Raw genomic sequence first — 24,530 nt, forward strand, 5'->3', positions numbered from 1 at the left:
CTTAATTACACAATTATATGAAACGCTTCCTTACTTTATCAGCCTTATTGTTAAGCGCCTGCTTTGCCAACGCGCAAACTGCTTTTAACGTAGTGCAAACCGATGCAGGTAAAATATCAGGCACCCTTAGCGGGGATAAAAGCGTTCATATATTTAAGGGCATTCCGTTTGCCGCCCCGCCTGTTGGCGAGCTGCGCTGGAAGGCGCCACAGCCGGTAACACCCTGGGCGGGAGTAAAAGATTGCACCCAATTTGCCAAAAGCCCCATGCAGGGCAAGCCCAACGAGTTTGGCGTTTACACCCGCGAGTTTTTGATAAAAGACGAACCGCTTAGCGAAGACTGCCTGTATCTGAACGTGTGGACCGGCGCAAAAACAGCTGCAGAAAGGCGTCCTGTAATGGTGTGGATCTACGGCGGTGGTTTTGTAAGCGGGGGCACTAACGTACCTATTTACGATGGCGAAGCGCTGGCCAAAAAAGGCATTATACTGGTGAGCATCCCATACCGCGTGGGGATATTGGGTTTTTTTGCACATCCTGAACTGACCAAAGAATCGCCCAACCATACCTCGGGCAATTATGGATTGAGGGACTTGCTGGCGGCTTTAAAATGGATAAAAACAAATATAGCAGCGTTTGGCGGCGACCCAAACAATGTAACTATCGCGGGGCAGTCGGCAGGATCAATGGCGGTAAATAGTTTGGTGGCATCGCCGTTAGGCAAAGGGCTGTTTCAAAAGGCCGTTGCCGAAAGTGGTGCCAACTTCCTGGCCGGGCCATTTGGCGGCGCTGATTTACCCAGGGCAGAACGTAGCGGTGTAGAAACAGCCAAAAGAGTTGGTGCATCCTCATTGGCGGAGTTAAGGAAACTGCCGGCCGAAGCTCTATTAAAGCAGTTCGGCGGTGGCCCTATTATTGACGGGTACGTACTGCCGCAAAGTATCGGCGCTATTTTCGCGGCGAATAAAGAGAACCAGGTGCCGGTATTAACCGGTTGGAACGCTGACGATGCCTTTATCGGCAGGCTGCAAAACGCCACGGATTATAAGGTGGAAGCTAGAAAACGATATGGCGCAAAAGCCGAAGAGTTCTTTAAGCTTTTCCCGGCGGCGACTGATGCCGAAGCAGAAGCATCACAGATCGCCATCTCCCGCGATCAAACCTTCGGAATACAAAACTACACCTGGGCAAAAGTTCAAAGCGCCAAAGGCAAGGCAAAAGTTTACCTGTACCGCTTTACCCGCCGCCTGCCCGCAACCACAGACTTTAAAAAGTACGGCGCGTTCCACACCGGTGAGGTAGCTTATGTATTTAATAACTTAAAATTTTTGAACCGCCCGTTCGAGCCGGTGGATCATCAACTGGCTGATGTGATATCGTCGTACTGGGTAAACTTTGTTAAAACCGGTAACCCAAATGGCAGCGGACTTCCAGCGTGGCCGGCGTTCAACCCCACCACAAACCAGGTAATGATATTAGGCGAAAAGCCGGCAGCTACCACCTTACCTGATAAAGCTGCATTGGAATTTATGGTAAGGGATGCGATGAAAAGATGATTCAACTTTTCTATCGAAGATTGCCACGCTATCGCTCGCAATGACGGTTTGGAGATTGATGTCGTATCATTACAAATCGTATCTTTAAAGATAAACCTGTAACATTCCCCATGAGATCACTATTCACCGCTCCGGCTTTATTGGTATGCTTTTTATGTAAAACGGCTGTATCACAAAGTATAAATCCTGATATCCTAAATAAGAAATGGGCGGCGCAGTGGATCTCGGTACCTAATGAGCCCAATAAGGAATACGGCGTTTATCACTTCCGCAAAAATATCGGCCTGCCTACCCGGCCCGCAAAATTTGTGATACATGTATCGGCAGATAACCGCTACAAACTGTATGTGAACCAAAAGCTGGTATCTATGGGGCCCGCCCGCGGCGATACCTATTACTGGAACTACGAAACCATTGATATAGCGCCTTATTTAGACGCCGGCAAAAACACAGTTGCTGCATTGATTTGGAACGAAGGCGATGAACGTGCCGAAGCGCAGATCAGTGAGCGTACCGCGTTTATTTTACAGGGTGATACCCATATTGAGGAAGTGCTAAACACCAACAACACCTGGAAATGTATCCGCAATAATGCTTACAAGCCTTTAACAGGTGTGGGGTATTCAACGTACTACGTTGCCGGCCCCGGCGAAATGGTGGATATGCATCAAACCCTAAAAAACTGGACGGCCCAAAACTTTAACGATAACCAATGGCTGCAAGCGCAACGCATAGATAACGGTAACCCCAAAGGCACTACCAACGGTTTCGGCTGGATGCTGGTACCATCGGCTATACCGCAAATGGAACTGAAAACGCAGCGGCTGGCATCTTTGCGCAGGGCTACAGGCTTTACCGCCCCGGCAGGCTTTCCGCAGGTAAAAACCACGGTAACTATCCCTGCAAATACCAAAGCCGCCATGCTGCTTGATCAATCTTTCCTGACCAATGCTTACTTAACCCTGAACATGAGCGGCGGTGATAAAGCGGGCATATCTTTCACCTATTGCGAATCGCCGATGGTGAATGTGGGTAATACTTATCAAATGGTAAAACCAAACCGAAACGAAATTGATGGCTACAAATTTGTTGGCCGCAAGGATAGTATTACTGCCGATGGTTCGGCAGATCAAAACTTCACTACACTGGCTTTCCGAACGTTCAGGTATATCCTGGTGAATATCACCACTAAAGATGAACCACTAATTATCAACGATATTTACGGAACATTTACCGGGTATCCGTTTAAAATGAATGCCAAACTGCAAACAGGCAATGCCGAAAACCAGCAGATACTGGATATTGGCTGGCGTACTGCCCGCTTGTGCGCCGTGGAAACTTACTTTGATTGCCCGTACTACGAGCAGTTGCAATACATTGGCGATGGCCGCATCCAGGCCATGATATCGTACTACAACGCAGGCGACGACCGCCTTGCACGTAATGCGCTGAACCTGATAGATCACTCGCGCATTGCCGAGGGTATTACGCTGAGCAGGCATCCATCTTATAGTCCGCAGATAATTTCTACATTCTCGCTCTGGTACATCAGCATGCTGCACGATTACTGGATGTACCGTAACGATGCCGCATTTGTAAAAGAAAAACTGGAAGGCGCGCGCCAGGTACTCGCCTTTTTCGGCAAATACCAGCAGGCCGACGGCTTGTTAAAAAACCCGCCTTACTGGACTTTCGTCGACTGGATAGATACCAAAGGCTGGGATTTCGGCCAGCCGCCGAAGGATAAGGACGGCAACTCGGCCATACTGGATATGCAGCTATTGCTTACCTACCGGCAGGCCGCCGAAATGGAAGCCAAACTGGGCATGCCGGTTTACGCGCAGCAATACAGCGCAAAAGCAGCACAATTAAAGCTATCCATCAACAAAAAATACTGGGATGCCGCTAAAGGCCTGTATGCCGATACCAAGGATAAAAGCACCTTTTCGCAGCACGCCAATGCGCTGGCCATTTTAAGCGGGGCAGTAAGCGGCCCGGCCACAACGGCGCTGGCAAAAAAATTAGAGCGCGATACCAGCCTGGTGCAATCAACCATTTATTTTAAGTACTATGTGCACCAGGCCATGGTTAAAGGCGGTTTGGGTAACGATTATATCAATTGGCTGGATGTTTGGCGCAATAATATTAAAATGGGCCTAACTACCTGGGCCGAAATATCCGACCTGGAACACAACCGATCGGATTGCCATGCCTGGGGCGCCAGTCCTAACATCGAGTTTTTCCGCACGGTGTTGGGGATCGATAGCTATGCGCCGGGCTTTAGTAAAATACGAGTAGAACCACATTTAGGTAAAATGGAAAACGCATCAGGCGAGATCCCGCACCCCAACGGCAAGGTCGCGTTAAGCTATGTTAAAACCGGCGCTAAATGGAATATCAGCATCAATCTGCCCATAAAAACGGATGGTGTGTTGGTTTGGAAGGGGAAAAGTTATCCGTTAAAAGGCGGGGTAAATAAATTTGCGATTTAATTCCCAACCCGTCATTGCGAGGTACGAAGCAATCTCAAAAATATGCATAAACGCCCGGCATTCGCTATTGCCTATCGGGAGATTGCTTCGTACCTCGCAATGACGCACCTATTCCATCGCTTCAATGTCACAAAACCGAATTAATAAAACCCTGCTGACCTAACCGGGTTAGTACTATAACGTATTCGCAGATAAAATAACGCCTGAATTACATTTATGTAATTCGTTTACCGTTTATTTGGCGTTAATATTATAGCTAAATAATACCTATTTATTATTTAAAATGTGATATTTACAGGCGCAATACCTGTATACTCGTTTCAACACATTATCACCGGTTACATGAAAACTACACCATCCAATCTAAAAATTCTTTCCATTGATATCGGTGGCTCAAGTATTAAGGCTACAATATTGAACAGTAAGGGCGACCTTACTATGGATTATAAAAAGATAGCCACCCCCAATCCTGCCAATCCCGCTAACGTTGTTAAGGCTATCAATACTTTGGTGAAAGATTTCCCGGCTTACGATAAAATATCCGTGGGTTTCCCTGGCTACGTACGCAACAGCGTTGTAAAAACCGCGCCAAACCTGGGCAACGATTTTTGGAAAGGCGTTGATCTTAGAAAGCTGCTGCAGGATGATCTGGGCAAAGACACGCAGGTGGTTAACGATGCCGACATGCAGGGCCTTGGCGTAGTGAGCGGCAAAGGGCTGGAGATGGTAATTACCCTTGGCACAGGCTTTGGCACCGCCCTGTTAATGGATGGGCATTTGCTGCCTCATTTAGAAGTATCGCACCACCCGGTATCGAAGGGCCGCGATTACGACCAGTACATTGGCGATAAAGCGCTTGATGAGATCGGCGAAAAAAAATGGAACCGCCGCATGAAGAAGGTTTTTAAAATATTAAAAACTGTATTTAATTACGACTATTTATATATAGGAGGCGGTAACTCTGACCTGCTTGATTTTAAGCTGGATAAAAACATGAAAATAGTAACCAATGCCGATGGCATTAAAGGCGGGGCGAAATTGTGGCAGGAGGATAAACACCCGGTTACACATACAGCTATGGCAACCCCAACAAAATAATCATCTTTCTTTTTTTACGCACAACAATGGAAAAACAAAACAAAGAACTGGAACAATTAGCAATAGATACCGTAAGGATACTTTCGGCAGATGCAGTACAAAAGGCAAATTCGGGCCATCCCGGCACGGCAATGGCTTTGGCGCCAATGGGCCATGTACTTTGGACCAAGTTTTTAAATTATAACCCAAAAAACCCTGATTTTGCTAACCGCGACAGGTTCATCCTTTCGGCAGGGCACGCATGTATCTTACAATATAATTTTTTGTATCTAACGGGATACGATCTTTCTTTGGATGATATTAAAAATTTTCGCCAGTTAAACAGCAAAACAGCAGGCCATCCAGAGTATGGTTTGGCGCCGGGTGTTGATGTAACTACCGGCCCGCTTGGCCAGGGCTTTGCCAACGGTGTTGGTTTTGCTATAGCTCAAAAGCATTTAGCCGCGCGTTATAACAAGCCGGGATTCGATCTGTTCAACTACAATATTTACTCGATAGTGAGTGATGGTGATATGATGGAAGGTATAACCTCTGAAGCGGCTTCGCTTGCAGGCCACCTGGAATTAGGTAACCTGATCTATCTGTATGATGATAACCACATTTCTATCGAAGGCAGTACCGATATAGCCTTTAACGAAGATGTAAGCGCGCGTTTCCGTGCATACGGATGGCATGTGCAGGACCTGCCCGATGTTAACGATACCCACGCATTAGAGCTGGCGCTGATCAACGCGAAATCTGAATCGCAAAAACCATCATTGATCCGCGTTCGTTCGCTGATAGCTTATGGTAGCCCTAACAAATCGGGCACTGCCGGTTCGCATGGCTCGCCGCTTGGTGCCGATGAGATAAAACTGGTGAAAGAATTCTTTGGCTTCGATCCTGAGAAATCATTCGATGTCCCTGCCGAAGTATTAAAATATTACAACGAAAAGGGCGCACGTGGCGAAAAAACCGAAGCAAAATGGAACGAGCTTTTTGCAAAATACAAGGAGAAATTCCCTGAGCTGGCTGCCGAATACGAAACCGCATTTGCAGGCGACCTGCCAAAAGGCTGGGCCGATAAACTGCCGGTGTTTAAAGGATCCGACCCTAAAATGGCAACCCGCCAGGCATCGGGCAAGGTATTGAATGCGATTGCCGCAAGCCTTCCAAACTTATTAGGCGGCGCCGCCGACTTAGCCCCATCGACCGAAACTAACCTGAAAGAGTTTGACTCTTTCACTTCCGAAAACAGGGGCGGCCGCAATTTCCACTTTGGCATTCGCGAGCATGCCATGGGCGCAATTTTAAATGGTATGGCTTTAACAAAAGGCCTGCTGCCGTTTGGCGCAACCTTCCTGCAATTTGCCGATTATATGCGCCCGCCTATCCGCTTGGCGGCCATTATGAAGATAAGCCCGATATTTGTTTATACGCACGATAGTATCGGCTTAGGCGAAGACGGAACAACCCACCAGCCGGTAGAGCATTTATCGTCGTTACGTGCTATTCCTAATGTTACCGTTATACGCCCGGCTGATGCAAACGAAAGCGCTTTTGCATGGAAGGTAGCTATCGAGAAAAAAGGCGGCCCAACTGTATTGGTATTTACTCGCCAGGGGTTACCTATACTCGATCAGGACAAATACGGCAAAGCTGCCGACCTGGAAAAAGGCGCTTACGTTGTATCTAAAGAGAGCAAAAACCCCGACCTGATATTAATGGCAACCGGATCTGAAGTAGCACTGGTGTTACAGGCACAGGAAAAACTGGAGGCTGAGGGTATTTCAACCCGTGTGGTAAGTATGCCGTCGTGGGAGCTGTTCGAAGCTCAAAGCGCTGATTACAAAGAAAGCGTACTGCCCAAGGCAAGCCGCAAGCGTTTGGCTGTTGAAATGGCATCGCCAATGGGCTGGCATAAATACACTACCGACGAAGGCGATATGCTGGGCATGACCACCTTTGGCGAAAGCGCCCCAGCAGACGATCTGTACAAACACTTCGGCTTCACTGTAGATAATGTAGTTAAAAGGGCGAAAGCGATTTTATAGATATGAGATATCAGATATGAGATTTGAGATAAAAAGCCGGTTTGAGTCTAATATCTCACATCTCATATCTCAAATCTAAAGGAATGAGTTTAATCAGTACCCTTAAATGGTCGTCAGAGATCATTAACCCGGGCGGTAAGCAAAAGGTGGCGCAGCAAATTGCCGCGATGGTGAAGGACGGCGATGTGCTTGGCGTAGGGTCGGGCTCTACGGTTTATATGGCTTTACTGGCCATTGCCGAAAGGATAAAGGCCGAAGGGTTAAATATATTGGCTATCCCAACATCTTTAGAAATATCGATGTTTTGCAGCCAGCTGGGCGTACCCTTAACCACTTTGTTTGAGCACACCCCCGATTGGCTTTTTGACGGTGCCGATGAGGTTGATCCCAATCGTTGGCTGATAAAAGGCCGGGGCGGGGCGATGTTCAAAGAGAAACTATTGATAAGGAGCAGTCCGCTTAATTATATTATTGTTGACGATAGCAAACTGGTACCAAAGTTGGGGACTAATTTCCCGGTGCCCGTTGAGGTGTTTCCGCAGGCATTGCTGCATGTAGAAAGTGAGCTTAAGAAACTTGGAGCCAACAGCGTTGTACTAAGGCCTGCAAAAGGTAAGGACGGCCCAATAGTTACAGAAAATAACAACCTGATCTTCGACTGCCGATTTGATGAAATCACGGACACCTTGGAACGGGGGATAAAAGCCATAACCGGTGTAATAGAAAGCGGCCTTTTTATTGGTTACGACCTGCACATCCTGACGGCCGAAAACAACTGATTATTGTGACTTAAACCTAACATAATAAGGAGATTTGGATTATACTATCAGCAGCTCAAAAGCTGACATTTGTGCATCAAAAAATATTAAATAAATAAGGATTACAAACAACATACATTATCATGGCAAACAACGTAAAACAAATACATGATTTCGGCCAAAGCATCTGGCTTGATTTTATTGACCGCGATATCATCAAATCGGGTAAACTACAAAAACTGATCGACGAGGACGGGATAAGAGGTGTAACGTCAAACCCCGCGATATTTGAAAAAGCCATAAGCGGCAGTTCCGACTATGACGAAGATATAAAAACACTGGGTGCAACCGCCAAAACCACCGAGGAGCTTTTCTTTGGTTTAGCAATAAAAGACATCCAGGCGGCGGCCGATCTTTTTAACCCCTTATATAACGAAGGAGTTGTTGGAGCCGATGGATATGTTAGTTTGGAGGTTTCTCCGTTTTTAGCGTTAGACGCCGAAGGCACAGCAAAGCAAGCCGAAGAGCTTTGGAAAAAGGTTGACAGAAAGAACGTAATGATCAAAATTCCGGGAACAAAACCGGGGTTAAAAGCCATCCGCGAGTCTATCGCCAAAGGCATCAACATCAACGTTACTTTACTTTTTGGTTTAGAACGTTACGAAGAAGTTACCGAAGCTTACATAGCGGGTTTAGAAGACCATTTAGCTGCCGGCCACAATATAGAACACATCTCATCAGTAGCAAGCTTCTTCTTGAGCCGTATTGATGTTGTTGTTGACCCGTTATTACAGGAAAAGGGCGAGAACGGCCTGGTTGGCGAAGTGGCTATCGCGTCTGCGAAAAAAGCGTACGAAATTTACAAACGCGTATTCAGCAGCGAGCGTTGGAAAGCGCTGGAAGCTAAAGGTGGTAAACCACAGCGTTTGCTTTGGGCAAGTACCGGCAGCAAAAACCCTGCGTTTAAAGATACCAAATACGTTGAGGCGCTTATTGGGCCCGAAACTGTTGATACCGTTCCGCTGGAAACCATCGACGCTTTCCGCGATCACGGCATTGCAGCAGATACGTTGATGTTAGGTTTAGACCAGGCTACCGAAACTTTGGGCAGGTTAAAAGCCCTGGGCATCGATTTAGATAAAATTACCCAGGACCTGGAAGACGAAGGCATCGAAAAATTTAATAAGCCGTTTGAAAAACTGCTGAAAGCTATCGAGGAACAGAAAAATAAGTCATAAGCTGCGCTGATGAAAAACTCAGATCTGAAGATCCTTTTTTTTGACGTTGGCGGTATTTTGCTTTCCAACGGATGGGGGCACGAGTCGCGCCGGGAGGCAGCCAAAAGATTTGGGCTGGATTACGACGAGGTGAACGCGCTGCACAATTTCATATTTAATGTATATGAGATCGGCAGTATCACGCTGGATGAATATCTTGATACCGTAATTTTTAACCACCCGCGAGATTTTGTACGGGAAGACTTCAAGGAGTTTATTTACGCGCAATCGGTTGAGCTGCCTGATATGCTTAAATGGCTAAAGGAATGGAAAAAAAATTGCGGCTTTCGTATCATATCCATTAATAACGAAGGCAAGGAGCTGAATGATTACCGGGTGCAGAAGTTTAAGCTGCACGAATGCTTTGATGCCTTTATATCATCGTGCGAAGTAAAAATGCGCAAACCCGATCCGGGCATTTGGCAGCTGGCCATGGGTATTGCCCAGGCATCGCCAAAGCAATGTGTTTATTTCGACGACCGCATAATGTTTGTGCGCACAGCCGAAAAGCTGGGCATTCGCTCGTTCCAGCATACCGACTTTGAAACCACCAAAAAAATATTAAACGACCTTAAGAAAGAAAAACTCAATTAACATGAGCAATACAACAAATAAATATGCTTTTGGCATGATAGGTTTAGGCGTAATGGGCCGCAGCCTTTTGCTAAACATGGCCGACCATGGCTTTGCCGTAGCGGGCCATGATAAAGACGCAGGCAAGGTAGATTCGCTGAACACCGAAGGTGGCGACCTTGAAGTTAAAGGCTTTTTAGACGTAAAGGAATTTATACAAAGCCTTACCACACCGCGCGCCATTATGATGCTGGTACCTGCCGGCAAACCTGTAGATAGTGTAATTGTAGAGCTTTCCCCGCTTTTAGATAAGGGCGATATTTTAATTGACGGTGGCAATTCGCACTTTACCGATACCAACCGCCGTGTTGAAGAACTGGAGGCCAAAGGCCTGCACTTTTTTGGGATGGGCGTATCGGGTGGCGAAGAAGGCGCACGCCGCGGCCCAAGCATGATGCCGGGCGGCGATAAGGATGCCTATAACGTAATGAAACCGATATTTGAAGCCATCGCGGCAAAAGTAGACGGCGTACCTTGCGTAACCTATATTGGCCCTGGCGCATCCGGCCATTTTGTAAAAATGGTGCACAACGGTATAGAGTATGGTATTATGCAACTACTTGCCGAAACCTACGAGATCATGAAGAACGGGTTGAAAATGGATAACCAGGCCATACAAAAGGTATTTGCCGATTGGAACGCGGGTCGTTTACAGTCCTTCCTGATGGAGATAACCGCCGAGATATTCACCTTTAAAGAAAAAGGCAGCGACCACTTGCTGTTGGATGATATTAAGGACGAGGCCCGCGCAAAAGGCACCGGTAAATGGACATCACAGGTGGCTATGGACCTACAGGCGCCATCGCCGGTTATCGATACGGCTGTTGCCATGCGCGACCTTTCAAAATATAAAGAGATGCGCGTAAAAGCATCTGAACTATACAGCAAAGATGCCCCCGCGCTTGAAGGCGACCAGGCCGAATTGCTTAAAGCGTTAGAGCAGGCGTTTTATTTTAACATGATAGTAACCTACGCGCAGGGTATGTTCCTGCTTACCAATGCTTCGATCGAATACAAATATGATCTGAAATTAGACGAGATAGCCAAGATATGGCGGGGTGGCTGTATCATCAGGTCGTTGTTTTTAAATGATATTTATAATGCTTATCAGAACGATAAGGGGCTTGCCCACCTCCTGCTTGACAGCAGCGTGCAAAAATTAGTAACCGAAGCCTTACCGGGCGCCCGCAAAATTGTATCGGCAGTAACTGCCGCGGGTATAGCAGCCCCGGCCTATGCCGCGGCATTAAGCTACTTTGATGCTTTCAGAAGCAAACGCATGCCATCAAACCTTACCCAGGCCCAGCGCGACTTTTTTGGCGCGCATACCTATGAATTAATTGGTAAAGAGGGCGTGTTCCATACGCAGTGGGTAATTAACAAAATGGCCGAAGAGAATTAAAATTATTATCATGAGTAGTAATAGCACAAAATCAGAACCAACCATATTCATCATATTCGGTGGTACGGGCGATCTAAACTCCCGTAAAATTGCACCGGCACTTTACAATCTTTTTTTAGATGGTTGGATGCCTAACCAGTTCTCTATCATTGGCACCGGCCGCACCAAGCTCGACGATGAACAGTTCAGGGAAAACCTGCATAACGATATCAACCAGTTTTCGCGCAGCGGCAAGGTTGAGGCGAAAAAATGGGAAGAATTTTCAAAAAACATTCATTACCAGGTATCAGATGCTAACGACTTTGAAACGTATAAAGAGTTTGGTAAGCGCATAGATGCACATAACGCCGAGTGGAAAACCACGGCTAACGTAATATTTTACCTGGCGGTAGCGCCCAATTTCTTCCCGATAATAGCCGCAAACATATCTAAGGCTAAGCTGGCCGAGGATAAGCAGCGCGTACGGATAATTATTGAAAAACCTTTCGGCCACGATCTGGAAACAGCAAAAGAGCTGAACGAATTGCTGAAAGGTATTTTCGACGAGTGCCAGATCTATCGTATAGATCACTATCTGGGGAAAGAAACCGTACAGAATATTATGGCCTTCCGCTTTGCAAACTCCATTATGGAGCCGCTGTGGAACCGTAATTATATCGAGCACGTGCAGATATCAGTTACCGAGCAGTTGGGTGTTGAAGACCGCGGCGATTACTACGATGGATCGGGCGCTATGCGCGATATGATCCAAAACCATTTACTGCAGCTGCTTTGCCACGTAGCCATGGAGCCGCCGGTTAGCTTTAATGCCGATGAAGTTCGCGACCGTAAGGTTGATGTGTTAAGGGCCATGCGCAGGTTTAGTCCCGAAGATGTGCGTAATTCGGCGGTTAGGGGCCAATATGGCAGTGGCTGGATGAAGGGAGAAGAAGTGCCCGGCTACCGCGAAGAACAAAAGGTTAAACCGGAATCAAACACGGAAACCTTTGCGGCCATTAAATTTTTTATTGACAACTGGCGCTGGCAGGGTGTGCCGTTTTACCTGCGTACAGGGAAACGCATGCACCAATCGTCGTCGGTAATTACCATACAGTTTAAGGATGTGCCGCATTTGATATTCCCTACCGAAGCGGCCGAGAGCTGGCAGCAAAACAGGTTAATCATTAGCATACAGCCCGAAATGAGCATAAGGCTGCAGGTACAGGCAAAGCGCCCGGGCATTGATATGGTGTTAAATGCCGTTGATATGGTGTTCGATTATAAAGGCACCTATACCAACCAGGCCCCCGAAGCTTATGAAACGCTGATACTGGATACCATGTTGGGCGACCAAACCCTGTTTATGCGCGGCGACCAGGTAGAGGCGGCATGGGAGCTGGTAATGCCGATACTAAGCACGTGGCAAAATAAAAAGAGCCTTAACTTCCCTAATTATTCTGCCGACTCATGGGGACCGGAATCCGCTGAGGCATTGATAGCCCGCGACGGGTTTAACTGGTTCACGCTGCCGGTTAACGGCAAAAAATGATTTGAAAATTGTGCGAATTTGAAGATTTGATTATGGAACCGCACATATATTCAAATCTTCAAATCATCAAATTAAAATAAATGAAGCTGAATATATTTAAAACGGATACTGAAGTATTGGCCTCATTAGCGCAGTACTTTGCTGATTGCGCAAAAGAGGCCATTGAGGCCCGCGATCGCTTTACTGTAGCACTGAGCGGCGGCAGTTCGCCCAAAAAACTACATCAATTGCTGGCAAGCGAGTATCGCGACACCATTGACTGGGATAAGGTTTACTTCTTTTTTGGCGACGAGCGCGATGTGCCGTTAACCGACCCGCAGAGTAATTACCTGATGGCCAAACAAACCTTGTTCGACCCGCTCGAGATCGACCCTTCGCACGTTTTTGCCGTGCAAACCCATTTGGGTGCGGAAGAGGCCGCTATCGATTATACCCGTAACCTTATCCATTTTTTCGATGGGCATAATGCCTGTTTCGACCTGGTGATACTTGGCCTGGGGGATAACTCTCATACGGCCTCACTTTTCCCCCATACGCCCGTTTTAACAGACGATAGCGCATCGGTGCAAGCGCTTTATATCGACGAAGTAAAAATGAACCGCATTACATTTACCGCCCCGCTCATCAACAATGCGCACCATATCGCATTTTTGGTTTATGGTGCGGGCAAGGCAGCAGCTGTAAAACATATTTTAGAAGACCCGAAAGATATACAGGAATACCCCGCACAGCTTATTAAGGGCAAAGACCTGCAATGGTTTTTAGACCAGCCTGCAGCCGCTAAGCTTGAAAAGAAATAAATAGAAAAACGCCGAGGGGCTATACGCTTTGAAACAGTTATGCACCTTGCGCATTAAAGGCAAACAGGCCGTGTTAGTGTGAGGTTACACACCTTATCACCCGTTAAAAGCCTCCAACGCCTTTTCTATCCTGATGATGGTTTCGCTTTCGCCAAGTAGCTTGGCTATATCAAACACATGCGGGCCAAACTTGCCGCCAACCAGCATCACACGTAAAGGCAGCATCACATCACCTGGCTTTAGGCCATTTGCTTCGGCAAGGGCTTTAAACCGGGTTTCCAGTTCAACGGCATCAAACGTTTCGGCGCTGCTCAATATAGCAACAAAAGCATTAAAGAAACTGGTTTTAGCGTCTGTCCATTTTGGTTTTACAGCATTAAGATCGTACCCGGCAGGCTGCTGAAAAAAGTAAGCTGCCTGCTGATAAAAATCAGGGAGTAAAACGCAGCGGTCTTTTACGGTATCAATTACCTTTAGCAGGTAGGCCTCATCCTTTACAACAACACCATTCGCTTGTAACACCTCCCACACTTTCAGCTTCAGGCTTTCGGCATCCGCCCTCTTTATCCACTCTGCATTATACCACTTAGCTTTTTCAAAATCAAACTTTGCGCCTGCTTTGCTAACGCGACCGATGGAGAATTTTTCTATCAGTTCATCAAGCGTAAATATTTCCTGGTCGGTGCCATCGTTCCAGCCCAGCATAGCAAGCAGGTTCAGGAACGCCCCTGGTAAAAATCCTAACTCCCTGAATCCGGGGGTTAACTCGCCCGTTTTGGTATCCAGCCAGTTCATGGCATAAACCGGGAAACCCAGGCGTGCGCCATCGCGTTTACTTAGTTTGCCATGCCCGTCGGGTTTTAATATCAGCGGCAAATGCGCCCATTGCGGCATATCGGCTCGCCAGCCAAGGTATTCCCAAAGCAGCAGGTGCACCGGCGCGGATGGCAACCACTCCTCGCCCCTAAAAGCATGCGATATTTTCATCAGGTAATCATCAACCACTACAGCCAGGTGATAAGTTGGCATCCCGTCGGCCTTTAGCAAAACCTTATCGTCAACCTGGTTGGTATCGAAACTAACATGGCCACGTATCATATCATTAAAGCTAACGGTCTCGTTCTCCGGCATTTTTATGCGGATAACATGGGGCGTACCCTCATGCAATAGCTTCTCGGTTTCCTGCAGGGGTAAATTCAGTGAGTTGCGCAATTCATAGCGGTGTGCGTGGCCGTATTGAAAGTTGGGTATTTCCCTCCGCTTTTCGTTCAACTCCTCAGGCGTGTCAAAAGCATAGTAAGCATGGCCCTGGGCCACAAGCCTTTCGGCATATTCGCGGTAAATAGGCTTGCGTTCGCTTTGGCGGTACGGGGCGTAAGGGCCACCAACCACAGGGCTTTCGTCTGGTGTAATACCACACCATTCAAGGCAATCTAAAATGTATTGCTCTGCGCCCTCTACATAGCGGGTTTGGTCGGTATCTTCTATTCGTAAAACAAAATCACCTTTATGCTTTTTGGCAAACAGGTAATTAAACAAAACGGTACGCACACCTCCCAGGTGCAGGCCACCTGTAGGGCTTGGCGCAAAACGGACTCTTACTTTTTTATCTGACATCGCGCAGCAAAGATAACCCTATTAACCGTAAGCCAAAAAGTTGATGTAAAATGTGGCAGGGAAGCTACAAAAGGATTCGGCGGCTATAAAGCCCGGCACACCTGCTGCTGTTACCGTTCTTGCAGTATTCTGTCAGGCAATTTATCGCCGGTAAAATCCTTAAACAGCAGTTCCCACGCTATTTTAAACCAGATGATGATACATGGATAAGCCTTTGTGGCATAATTCTGCATCCAGATACGGGCGGGTTTAGGGAAAGCGTCCGACGGGCCAAGCCCCGTTACCACTAACAGCAATACCAGCATTACGATATTGAAAGGCGTAAACGGTTTTTGCTGCATCATGATGTATATAACAGCCCCGGCAGTTGCGATAATAAATGTAGGGTGCTCTGATGCCGTGCTGAATATGACTACCATTAACAGCAACGAACACATAATTTGCAGTTGAAACTTTAGGGACGCGTATTGTTTCAACCTCAATAATGCCGTGCCAAAAACCGCGGCCCCGCCCAGCAAAAACGGCCAGTTGGGAATGCTGCTATCCTGGAACAGCCGCCGCACGGCGCCCATCAGGCACCAGTCGAACCCGGTGGTGAGGCTTTGATTGGTTAGGTTTTTTGATGATAACGCTGTGAACCAGTCCCGGTACGTTTGCACTAAAAATCCCGGGCCGGATATTATAGCCGGCAAACAAAGCAATATAACCAGCCATATAACTGACCATACAATGTATTTTACCTTGTTTTTTGAAAACATAAAGAAAGCGAGCCCCACAATCGGGTATATTTTCATCAGTGTGCCAAATACGGTGAACAGGGTAGCATATTGTTCCTTTCCGCGCCTCACCATAGTAAAGCTTAAAATAATAATAGCGGCTATACAGGGGTTAAATTGCATGTAGTGGCTGGAGTTTGCAAACTCTATAGCGCAAAAAAGCAGGATAAGGATTTTAATACGGTTACTGAAAGGAAGTGTGTTAACGGCCCATAAAAACATTGCGGCATTACCAACTTCCCAAAAAAAGAAACCCCACCCTTCGGGCATAAGGGCCAGCGGGGCTATAAACACAGTAAACGCTGGGCCGTATATGTACACATCATAATACTCTTTGGGGTAATACAGGTACAGGTTTACATGATCTTTAAAATGATAGAACGCTGTACGGAAGATAATGTAATTATTATCGATGTGCCTGAAATACTTCAGCTGCCAGCAGAAAACGGCCACGGCAATGTATAATATGCAGGTCCACTGATAACCTGTAAGGTTAAGGAATTTTTTTGAGGATAATTGCCGGCTCATATCGCGTATAAATTAAAGGAAAAAATATTTATTAGCCAGCTAAATTGCCATCATAACCATCATTTAAGATAACTTAACGCTGACCATCAGAATAATTGTAAGTTCACGTAACTTTAGCAATGTTTCACAGGATAAAAAATAGCATCGCGTTCAGGTTCCCGGTGTGGATCTTAAAGCCCTTGCTCAGCGTTTTTACAACAGTAAAAACCACATCGAAACCTGCGGCAAACTTTAACTACGTAATATTGTGCGGCCGCGATAGTTATCCTTTTTTGAAACAAGTGCTGTCTTCCATTCAAAAGGTTTTTTCTGAACTTCCATCTATTTATTTAATAACTGATTTTGGTACAACTAATCAAACCATAAAAAATATCAGAAAGACTTACCCCGGCGATAGATTAACTGTTATTACAGCTGAGCAATGTGTGCAATATCATTTAAAGCAGGGAAACAAATTACTTGCTGCTTATGCTACAAAAAGCCCTATGGGGCTAAAGCTTGCCGGTATTATGCAAATAGTTGATTTAGGCAGACCGGTGTTATATACTGATACCGATGTACTATGGCATAACGACCCTTTAGCGGACATTCGATATTTAACAGATGGGGATATTGACCTGCATATGTCTTATGATAAAAGCCCGGCGTATGACAGGCTGTTGATCAAAAACCAAAACTTAGCTGTCTTGACGGAAGAACCATACTATTGCGCGGGCATCATGTTTATAAAACAAATAACCGCTCAACATAAGGAGATGATTAACCGTTTGCTACCATCCGTTATAGCCAATAGCACCCATTTCAGCGAGCAAACCATATTTGCATATCTTCAAAAGGTAACCGGTACTTCCGGTTTAATGCCTCATAAATATCTGTTAACTTACACCGACCAGTTCGAGATTATTCCAACCTTTTTGCCAGATGTTATTGCACGGCACTATGTTGGCCCGGTTCGCCATTTATTCTGGAGAGACGCTTTTGCCAGGAAAATTGGCTTTTTGAAAAATAAGCAACGTGCGGATCGAGAGTGTTAAACGCCAATGGTTTTTTATCTAATATTGATACATAAATTACATTTATTGCCGCCGTTATTGTTTAGGTGTATATTAGTACAATACCCTATTCAATTATGAGAGCATCTACTATCTGTAAGCAGGCAGCCTTCATTACCCTCGCCTTTCTTTTGCTTATCCCGGTAAAACTATTTGCACAGGCCGAGCTGATGCCTTACGGTAATTTAAACGGCATCCGCGTTAAGGGGCAGTTAATGCCGTTTAATACCAACCTAACGGTGGTGGGCGAAAGCTGGGCCAAAATAAAGTTTACCGCGAAAGAAGTGCAGCAGCCGAAATTTAAAAGGGACGGTAATACCGGGATTGTAAACACCAATATAGATAGCCTGTATTTTACGGAAACCGTTGAGGATATCGGCCGTGGGGAAATTCGCTTAAACATTAAATGTGATGTAAAGAAAGATACTGTTATAAAAGGGGTTTATCTCGGAATAAGGCTGCCCAAAGATATTTATGATAACAGCACAGTTAAATTAAAAACAGTAACCAGCGGCCCGGTAATATTAAAAACCGAGCCCGGGTACAATGTTGATTATAGCAATGAGATAACTTTTACAGCCCCCGCTCAAAAATTTAATATTAAACTGAAAGAAGCTTCGGTTATTTTGAGACAGGATAGCAGCGAGAATAAAAAATACATACAGCTTTATATACCCATATGCTCCGGGATACTACATAAGGGAGAAGTGTTTGAAAAAACCTATACTATAAGAGCCGATGGTAAAATTGACGACTTGCCCGCTGTACTGCAATTAGACAGCGCTGCGACCGGCAGTACCTTCGCGGGCCTGGGTGGCAACTTCCGGCTGCAAAACATGCAAACCGATCCGCAGGTAATTGATTATTGCCTGGCCAACCTGCGCGTTGCCTGGGGCCGGGTTGAATTGCCCTGGAGAAATTGGCAACCCGATAGGGATACAGACCCTACAGCCAGTGCCGATAGTGGTAAACTGAATGAACATGTTAAAAAGTCAATGGAGATGGCGCAAAGGCTGGGGAAGATGAATATTCCGGTTATCCTGTCGGCGTGGGCGCCGCCACAATGGGCCGTAGTTGGGCCGTTACAATACCGGCCCAACGCTGCAGGCGTTTGGGGCAACCCGCTTAATAAGGCGAATATGCCGCAGATCTATAAATCAATTACCGATTACATCTTATATTTAAAAACACATTACGGTGTAGAGGTAAAATACTTTTCGTTCAACGAATCGGACCTTGGAATAAACGTACGGCAAACCGGAGAAGAACATGCCGATCTTATAAAAGGATTAGGCGCTTACCTGGCATCAAAAGGCCTGGGTACAAAATTGTTGCTGGGCGATAATTCTGACGCCACCACCTACAAATTTATTTACCCGGCCATGAATGATGCAGAAGCGCGGAAGTATATCGGCGCGATATCATTCCACTCGTGGCGTGGATGGGACACGCCAACCTTGCAAAGATGGGCCGAGGCTGCAAAAACGCTTAATGTGCCGCTCCTGGTAGGCGAGGGTAGCATTGACGCCGCTGCCTGGGCATATCCGGCCTATTTTGAAGAAGAGTCTTACGCGCTGGAAGAAATAAACCTGTACACGCGCTTATTGGCCATTTGCCGGCCTTTATCCATATTGCAATGGCAGCTCACTGCCGATTACTCACCTTTAACCGGCGGGGGCATTTTTGGCAATGAAGGCGAATTGAAGCCTACGCGGCGGTTCTGGCAACTGAAGCAACTTGCATCAACACCCGAAGGGATGATATACCGGCCATTTACAGCCGATAGACAGGATATTTCTTGTGCGGCGCTGGCTAATGCCGCCAATGATCGATACACCCTGCACATTGTAAATAATGGTGCTGCCCGGGGGATAACAATAAAAGGCTTGCCAAATGCCGTTAAGCAGCTTACGGTTTATTTAACCGATAAAAACCACGGGATGAAGAAAAGTAAGCAAATTAAGGTTGCCCGCCACGAAGTCAGCTTTAAACTGGATGCCCGCTGTTTTACCACGCTGATGGTGAATTAAATGACCCATGGTGTTTACATCGATAAGCTCAAATTTCGGGTAAGTCTTTTTATGTTTTAGATATAGATTGTACATTTGGGACTCATCTACCATTAACCCTATGAGAATTGCCCGCCTGTTTCCCATCCTGTTATTATTATCAGCACCCGTATTTGCCCAGCAAAAAGCCGATACTTCTCAGACATCTGTAAAAGAAGATTTCAGAGACGACTGGGCCAACCTGCGCCATTACGAAATGGAAAATAAAACCCTGGGCAAGCCCGCGCCGGGCGAAAAGCGCGTTGTTTTTTTGGGTAGTTCGGTTTTCGAATTCTGGAAAACACGATTGCCGGAATATTTTGCCGCGCACAAAAACTATATAGACAGGGGCATTAGCGGGCAGATAGCGCCGCAGCTATTATTGCGTTTTCAGCAGGATGTTATTGCCCTTAAGCCGAAAGCTGTAATTATATTGGCAGGGAGCAATGATATTGCAGGAACTACCGGGCATGTAACCAACGAGCGTATCCTGAATGATATCAAATCAATGGTTGAGTTATGCCAGGTTCATAAAATTACGCCGATATTATGCGCTTATGTACCTATTAACGAGTATCCCTGGCGTAAAGGCTTAGAGCCGGCCGAAAAGATCATCAGCCTGAATAAGGCGATAACCGCCTATGCCGCGCAAAATAAGCTGATACTGCTTGACTACTACACCCCGCTGGTGGATGATAAAAAAGGCACCCGGCCCGATCTTACCCTTGATGGCGTACACCCCAACGCCGCGGGATATAGGATAATGGCCAAAGTTACCGACGAGGCTATCGCCAAAGCGCTTAAACAAAAATAGCGATGGTTTCGGCCATCGCTACGATATGTGATCCTTAATTTTACTTACTTCTGCCTGAACCATACCTGTATAGGCGCACCCGAAAACTCGAAATGCTCGCGCAACTGGTTCTCTATAAAGCGGTAGTATGGCTCTTTTACATACTGCGGCAGGTTGCAAAAGAAAGCGAACATGGGCGACGAGCCCGTAATCTGCGTAACATATTTGATCTTTACATACTTGCCTTTAATTGATGGCGGAGGGTATTTTTCTATCACGGGCAGCATTACCTCGTTAAGTTTGCTTGTTGGTATTTTACGGGCGCGGTTAGCATAAACCTGGTTAGCCACATCTATTACCTTTAGTACACGCTGCTTTTCCAAAACGGAGGTGAACACAATAGGCACGTCGGTAAAAGGCGCTATTTTTTGGCGTATCTGGTCTTCAAACACCCTTATGGTTTTGTTATTTTTCTCTATCAGGTCCCATTTGTTCACTACGATCACAATGCCTTTTTTATTCTTTTCGGCCAGGTGAAAGAGGTTCACGTCCTGCGCTTCAAGGCCTTCTACTGCATCGATCATGATGATCACCACATCTGCTTCTTCCAAAGCCTTAATGGTGCGCATCACCGAGTAAAATTCAATATTCTCTTTTACCTTGGTTTTTTTTCGCATCCCGGCAGTATCAATCAGCATAAAATCATGACCGTACTGGTTATAATGGATGTGGATGGAATCGCGCGTGGTGCCCGCAATTGGGGTTACAATATTGCGCTCCTGGCCAATCAGCGCATTGATGATGGATGATTTACCTACGTTTGGGCGACCGATAATGGCATATTTAGGACGCTCGTTCTCCTCAAACGGCACATCCTCAAAATGGGTAACAACCTCGTCGAGCAATTCGCCCGTACCAGAACCGGTCATTGACGATATGGTGTAGATCTCGCCTAAGCCCAGGCTGTAAAACTCGGTAGCGTCGGCCAGGTTGGCGTTGTTATCCAGTTTGTTAACAACCACAAATACCGGTTTTTTGCTTTTACGCAGCAGGTTGGCAATTTCGTCGTCAAGGTCGGTTATGCCGGTGGTTACATCCACCATAAATAAAATTACGGTGGCCTCTTCAATGGCAATTAGCACCTGTTCGCGAATGGCAACCTCAAAAAGCTCTTCGGAATTGGCTACATAACCGCCCGTATCAATAACCGTAAACTTTTTATCTATCCACTCGGATGTGCCGTAATGCCTATCGCGGGTTACGCCGCTAAAATCGTCAACAATAGCTTTACGGCTTTCGGTTAAACGGTTGTATAAGGTACTTTTGCCAACGTTTGGCCTGCCTACTATAGCTACTATGTTACTCATGTTTTTAGATATGAGATGTGAGATATGAGATATGAGACAGCGTGATCCCTGCTTTATCTAAACTTACACCTAAATTAATTCATTTTGAATATTGAACGTTCAATTATCTCAAATCTCACGTCTAATATCTCAAATCTACTTTTATTCGTACCCAAATTTTTTCAGGTAGTTTTTCTTGCTGCGCCAGTCGGGGATAACCTTTACAAACATTTCCAGAAATATCTTCCGCTGAAAAAAATCCTCCATATCCCTGCGGGCATACGTGCCCACAATTTTCAGCATTTCCCCTTTGCTGCCTATAATGATATTTTTTTGCGAATCTCGCTCAACAATAATTTCCGCACTGATGCGGTATAACTTATCGCCCTCAACAAAGGCGGTTACTATTACCTCGGTACTGTAGGGTATCTCTTTTTTATATTGCTTAAAAATCTGTGCGCGTATCATTTCAGACGCAAAGAAGCGATCATTCCTGTCGGTCAGCGCGTCCTTCTCATAATAAGCAGGATGTTCGGGCAGGCTATCCAACACAAAATCCATTACGGCTTTAATGTTATGATCATGCAGGGCCGATATGGCGTAAATACCCTTTGGCGCAAGCTTATCCTGCCAGTATTCTACCTTTTCCTTTACTTCCTCCTCGCTCGAAAGGTCTATCTTGTTGATAAGCACAACCAGCGGAGCTGTTGAGCCTTCCAGCTTTTTAATAACATCCTGCTCGTTAAACTCTTCATGTATATCGGTAACCAACAGTATCAGGTCGGCGTCAACAATAGAGCCATCCACCTGGTGCATCATGCTTTCGTGCAGCGCATAGTGCGGTTTGATAATGCCCGGGGTGTCCGAAAACACGATCTGGTAATCGTCGGTATTAACAATCCCCAGTATGCGGTGGCGGGTAGTTTGCGCCTTGGGGGTAATGATAGACATTTTTTCGCCCACCAATGCGTTCATAAGGGTTGACTTACCCGCGTTGGGCTTACCAATTATACTTACAAAACCTGCCTTATGCGCCATAAAAAAATAATTAAAATATTATTTGGACTGCAAAGAAACGAATTATATCTTTGCAGTCCAATTAAAAGAAAGCGCAAATTGCTTTTTTGACAATTGAAACAAACATTTCGGAGTTATGCCCGTTATGTAACATACCAAATAGATAGTGCGGGATGGAGCAGTTGGTAGCTCGTCGGGCTCATAACCCGAAGGTCGTAGGTTCGAGTCCTGCTCCCGCTACCTCAAAAGCGAAAGCCTCAAGTCGGAAGATTTGAGGCTTTTTTGATTTCAAACTTTTTTATGTTGGTTCTATCGCCTTACTAATTCCTGCTGACACAGTAACACTCACCCGAATACCGCATCTAACCGATAGGCTTTGGGATCAATTTTTTGACCGGTAACTTTTTCAATATGAATGGAAAGCAGAAAAGAAAGAAAAAACGAAGGCTTATAGTCATCCTTATTGTTTTGGTGGTTTTGTTTGGCGGAGTATATTTTACCCATCGCAGTATTTACGCAATACCCTCTCGTTATCCTATTGCCGGCGAAGCATATCCTGACATGAAACAGGACAGTTTTCACAAGTATGTGTCCATGGATATCGACTATAAACATCCTGAAACCGGACAATTTAACGGCTACTACTTGTTAAGCCCGGGATTTTACAAAAGCAGGAACGTTACTTTTTTGCTTACAGACGGCCAGATGGAACTGGTAAGCCCCAACTGCGATTTTGATTTTTTTGAGGGTGTATTAAAAGACTGTGCTTACGTACTAATTGGTGTAAGGGGGCAATCTCCATTGTTGTTTCCTCAAGCGTATAAAAACGGCAAAGTCGATTATCCTGCGGCTATAAATCTTTACAACTCCGACCAGCAAATTGAAGATATCGAAAGGGTTAGGTTGGACATGGTTAAAAAAGGTTTATTGCCCGATAGCGCCAGGATCAACGTTTTTGGCGCCTCGGGGGCGGGGGTTTTGGCACAACAATATATATCAAAATATGGCATCCACGTAAACCGTGTTATCCTGGAATCCACCGGTGCGCCCGATATATCGCGAAATTCAGGCCTTAATTATTCTCCGGATTTTAAAGACTTTAATCCCGCAGCGGCAGCTATCCTCGACTCGGTACTGCTGACCCGCGAAGCAGATAAAAAATTTATTTGCAACGTGCTATATCAAAAAGGCCGCAGCGAACATTCGCCCAGGGCCGCACAGGTAACCGTGTTAAACAAGCTAAACAACGGCGGCGGTTTATGGAAATATAAAATTGTGCCGAGCATGAACCTGAGTATCTTAAACTATATCATTAAATCTCCCGAAGAGGTTGCTGCAAGGCAAAGATGGTTTGAGCTGGCAGGCTACGACCTGCTTAAATACAATAGCAGCACAGAGACAAATTTGCTTTATGAGCTATCGTCAGAAGCCGTTAGTGATTTTCTGGATTATTATAAAAGCAAACGCCTTCCCGCCAAGGATTTTAATATAAATAGAAGCGATTTTAAGGGTGAAGTGCTGATATTAAAGGGTACTGAAGATGTTGTTTTTTCTGATGATATCAGTAAACGGCTGCAGCGATCATATCCTAATGCAAGGCTATTGTTTTTTAAGGATGGCCACCGCATGCAGAATAATAAAGCGCTGTACAGCAAGATCAGGAAGGCTTTTTTGGAAAAGGGGTGGCGATCCGAAGATCTCATGCAAGCATTAGAAGGCGCCCGCCCGTAAACGCCCGGTAGTGGTTATGCAACAAATAACTTGAGGTGTTTTTAT

18 protein-coding genes and 1 tRNA gene are annotated in these 24,530 nt (G+C 45.9%); 15 read left to right on the forward strand and 4 right to left on the reverse strand.

Going from position 1 to position 24,530, the window contains the following annotated elements:
• The first annotated feature begins 17 nt into the window (after nucleotides 1-17).
• The 10 genes from GWR56_RS04280 (at nucleotide 18) to pgl (ending at nucleotide 13,577) form a co-directional block, all read left to right on the forward strand.
• The gene (locus tag GWR56_RS04280) at nucleotides 18-1,556 is read left to right on the forward strand and encodes a carboxylesterase/lipase family protein (RefSeq protein ID WP_162429925.1); all 1,539 of its coding nucleotides are present in this window, start codon (nucleotides 18-20) and stop codon (nucleotides 1,554-1,556) included.
• Nucleotides 1,557-1,666: 110 nt separating this feature from the next.
• A complete protein-coding gene (locus GWR56_RS04285; protein WP_162429926.1) occupies nucleotides 1,667-4,048 on the forward strand; it encodes an alpha-L-rhamnosidase C-terminal domain-containing protein in 2,382 nt (793 codons plus the stop codon).
• 342 nt (nucleotides 4,049-4,390) lie between these two features.
• Nucleotides 4,391-5,146, forward strand: a complete 756-nt coding sequence (locus GWR56_RS04290) for an ROK family protein (protein WP_162429927.1) — start codon at nucleotides 4,391-4,393, stop codon at nucleotides 5,144-5,146.
• Nucleotides 5,147-5,172: 26 nt separating this feature from the next.
• Nucleotides 5,173-7,179: a transketolase gene (gene tkt, locus GWR56_RS04295; protein WP_162429928.1), complete on the forward strand. Its 2,007-nt coding sequence runs from the start codon at nucleotides 5,173-5,175 to the stop codon at nucleotides 7,177-7,179.
• Nucleotides 7,180-7,262: 83 nt separating this feature from the next.
• A complete protein-coding gene (gene rpiA / locus GWR56_RS04300) occupies nucleotides 7,263-7,958 on the forward strand; it encodes a ribose 5-phosphate isomerase A (protein WP_162429929.1) in 696 nt (231 codons plus the stop codon).
• A gap of 122 nt (nucleotides 7,959-8,080) precedes the next feature.
• Nucleotides 8,081-9,175 (forward strand): transaldolase, encoded by a 1,095-nt coding sequence (gene tal / locus GWR56_RS04305; RefSeq protein ID WP_162429930.1) that lies wholly within the window; start codon nucleotides 8,081-8,083, stop codon nucleotides 9,173-9,175.
• A gap of 9 nt (nucleotides 9,176-9,184) precedes the next feature.
• Nucleotides 9,185-9,808, forward strand: a complete 624-nt coding sequence (locus tag GWR56_RS04310; RefSeq protein ID WP_162429931.1) for an HAD family hydrolase — start codon at nucleotides 9,185-9,187, stop codon at nucleotides 9,806-9,808.
• 1 nt (nucleotide 9,809) lies between these two features.
• Nucleotides 9,810-11,249: an NADP-dependent phosphogluconate dehydrogenase gene (gndA, locus tag GWR56_RS04315; RefSeq protein ID WP_162429932.1), complete on the forward strand. Its 1,440-nt coding sequence runs from the start codon at nucleotides 9,810-9,812 to the stop codon at nucleotides 11,247-11,249.
• Nucleotides 11,250-11,259: 10 nt separating this feature from the next.
• Nucleotides 11,260-12,777, forward strand: a complete 1,518-nt coding sequence (zwf, locus tag GWR56_RS04320) for a glucose-6-phosphate dehydrogenase (RefSeq protein ID WP_162429933.1) — start codon at nucleotides 11,260-11,262, stop codon at nucleotides 12,775-12,777.
• A gap of 80 nt (nucleotides 12,778-12,857) precedes the next feature.
• A complete protein-coding gene (gene pgl / locus GWR56_RS04325) occupies nucleotides 12,858-13,577 on the forward strand; it encodes a 6-phosphogluconolactonase (protein ID WP_162429934.1) in 720 nt (239 codons plus the stop codon).
• A gap of 96 nt (nucleotides 13,578-13,673) precedes the next feature.
• Here the strand turns inward: pgl and gltX are convergent, their stop codons facing one another.
• Both gltX and GWR56_RS04335 read right to left on the reverse strand, forming a co-directional pair.
• On the reverse strand, nucleotides 13,674-15,194 hold the full coding sequence (gltX, locus tag GWR56_RS04330; protein ID WP_162429935.1) for a glutamate--tRNA ligase: 1,521 nt from the start codon (nucleotides 15,192-15,194) through the stop codon (nucleotides 13,674-13,676).
• A gap of 110 nt (nucleotides 15,195-15,304) precedes the next feature.
• Nucleotides 15,305-16,498: a glycosyltransferase family 87 protein gene (locus tag GWR56_RS04335; protein WP_162429936.1), complete on the reverse strand. Its 1,194-nt coding sequence runs from the start codon at nucleotides 16,496-16,498 to the stop codon at nucleotides 15,305-15,307.
• A gap of 119 nt (nucleotides 16,499-16,617) precedes the next feature.
• On the opposite strand from GWR56_RS04335, the gene GWR56_RS04340 reads away from it, so the two are divergent.
• The 3 genes from GWR56_RS04340 (at nucleotide 16,618) to GWR56_RS04350 (ending at nucleotide 20,412) form a co-directional block, all read left to right on the forward strand.
• Entirely contained in the window at nucleotides 16,618-17,532 is a 915-nt protein-coding gene (locus GWR56_RS04340) for a putative nucleotide-diphospho-sugar transferase (RefSeq protein ID WP_162429937.1), read from the forward strand.
• Nucleotides 17,533-17,627: 95 nt separating this feature from the next.
• The gene (locus GWR56_RS04345) at nucleotides 17,628-19,580 is read left to right on the forward strand and encodes a hypothetical protein (RefSeq protein ID WP_162429938.1); all 1,953 of its coding nucleotides are present in this window, start codon (nucleotides 17,628-17,630) and stop codon (nucleotides 19,578-19,580) included.
• A gap of 100 nt (nucleotides 19,581-19,680) precedes the next feature.
• Nucleotides 19,681-20,412: a GDSL-type esterase/lipase family protein gene (locus tag GWR56_RS04350; RefSeq protein WP_162429939.1), complete on the forward strand. Its 732-nt coding sequence runs from the start codon at nucleotides 19,681-19,683 to the stop codon at nucleotides 20,410-20,412.
• A gap of 44 nt (nucleotides 20,413-20,456) precedes the next feature.
• Here GWR56_RS04350 and der read toward each other — a convergent pair whose 3' ends face one another.
• Complete coding sequence (gene der / locus GWR56_RS04355) at nucleotides 20,457-21,758, reverse strand: ribosome biogenesis GTPase Der (protein ID WP_162429940.1); 1,302 nt, start codon at nucleotides 21,756-21,758, stop codon at nucleotides 20,457-20,459.
• Between the two features lie 141 nt (nucleotides 21,759-21,899).
• On the reverse strand, nucleotides 21,900-22,775 hold the full coding sequence (gene era / locus GWR56_RS04360; protein ID WP_162429941.1) for a GTPase Era: 876 nt from the start codon (nucleotides 22,773-22,775) through the stop codon (nucleotides 21,900-21,902).
• A gap of 146 nt (nucleotides 22,776-22,921) precedes the next feature.
• On the opposite strand from era, the gene GWR56_RS04365 reads away from it, so the two are divergent.
• Nucleotides 22,922-22,994: transfer RNA gene (locus tag GWR56_RS04365), tRNA-Met, on the forward strand.
• A gap of 171 nt (nucleotides 22,995-23,165) precedes the next feature.
• Nucleotides 23,166-24,485, forward strand: coding sequence for an alpha/beta fold hydrolase (locus GWR56_RS04370; protein WP_162429942.1), 1,320 nt, complete (start codon nucleotides 23,166-23,168; stop codon nucleotides 24,483-24,485).
• Nucleotides 24,486-24,530: the final 45 nt, after the last annotated feature.

It is taken from the genome of Mucilaginibacter sp. 14171R-50, assembly GCF_010093045.1.
Lineage (GTDB): Bacteria > Bacteroidota > Bacteroidia > Sphingobacteriales > Sphingobacteriaceae > Mucilaginibacter.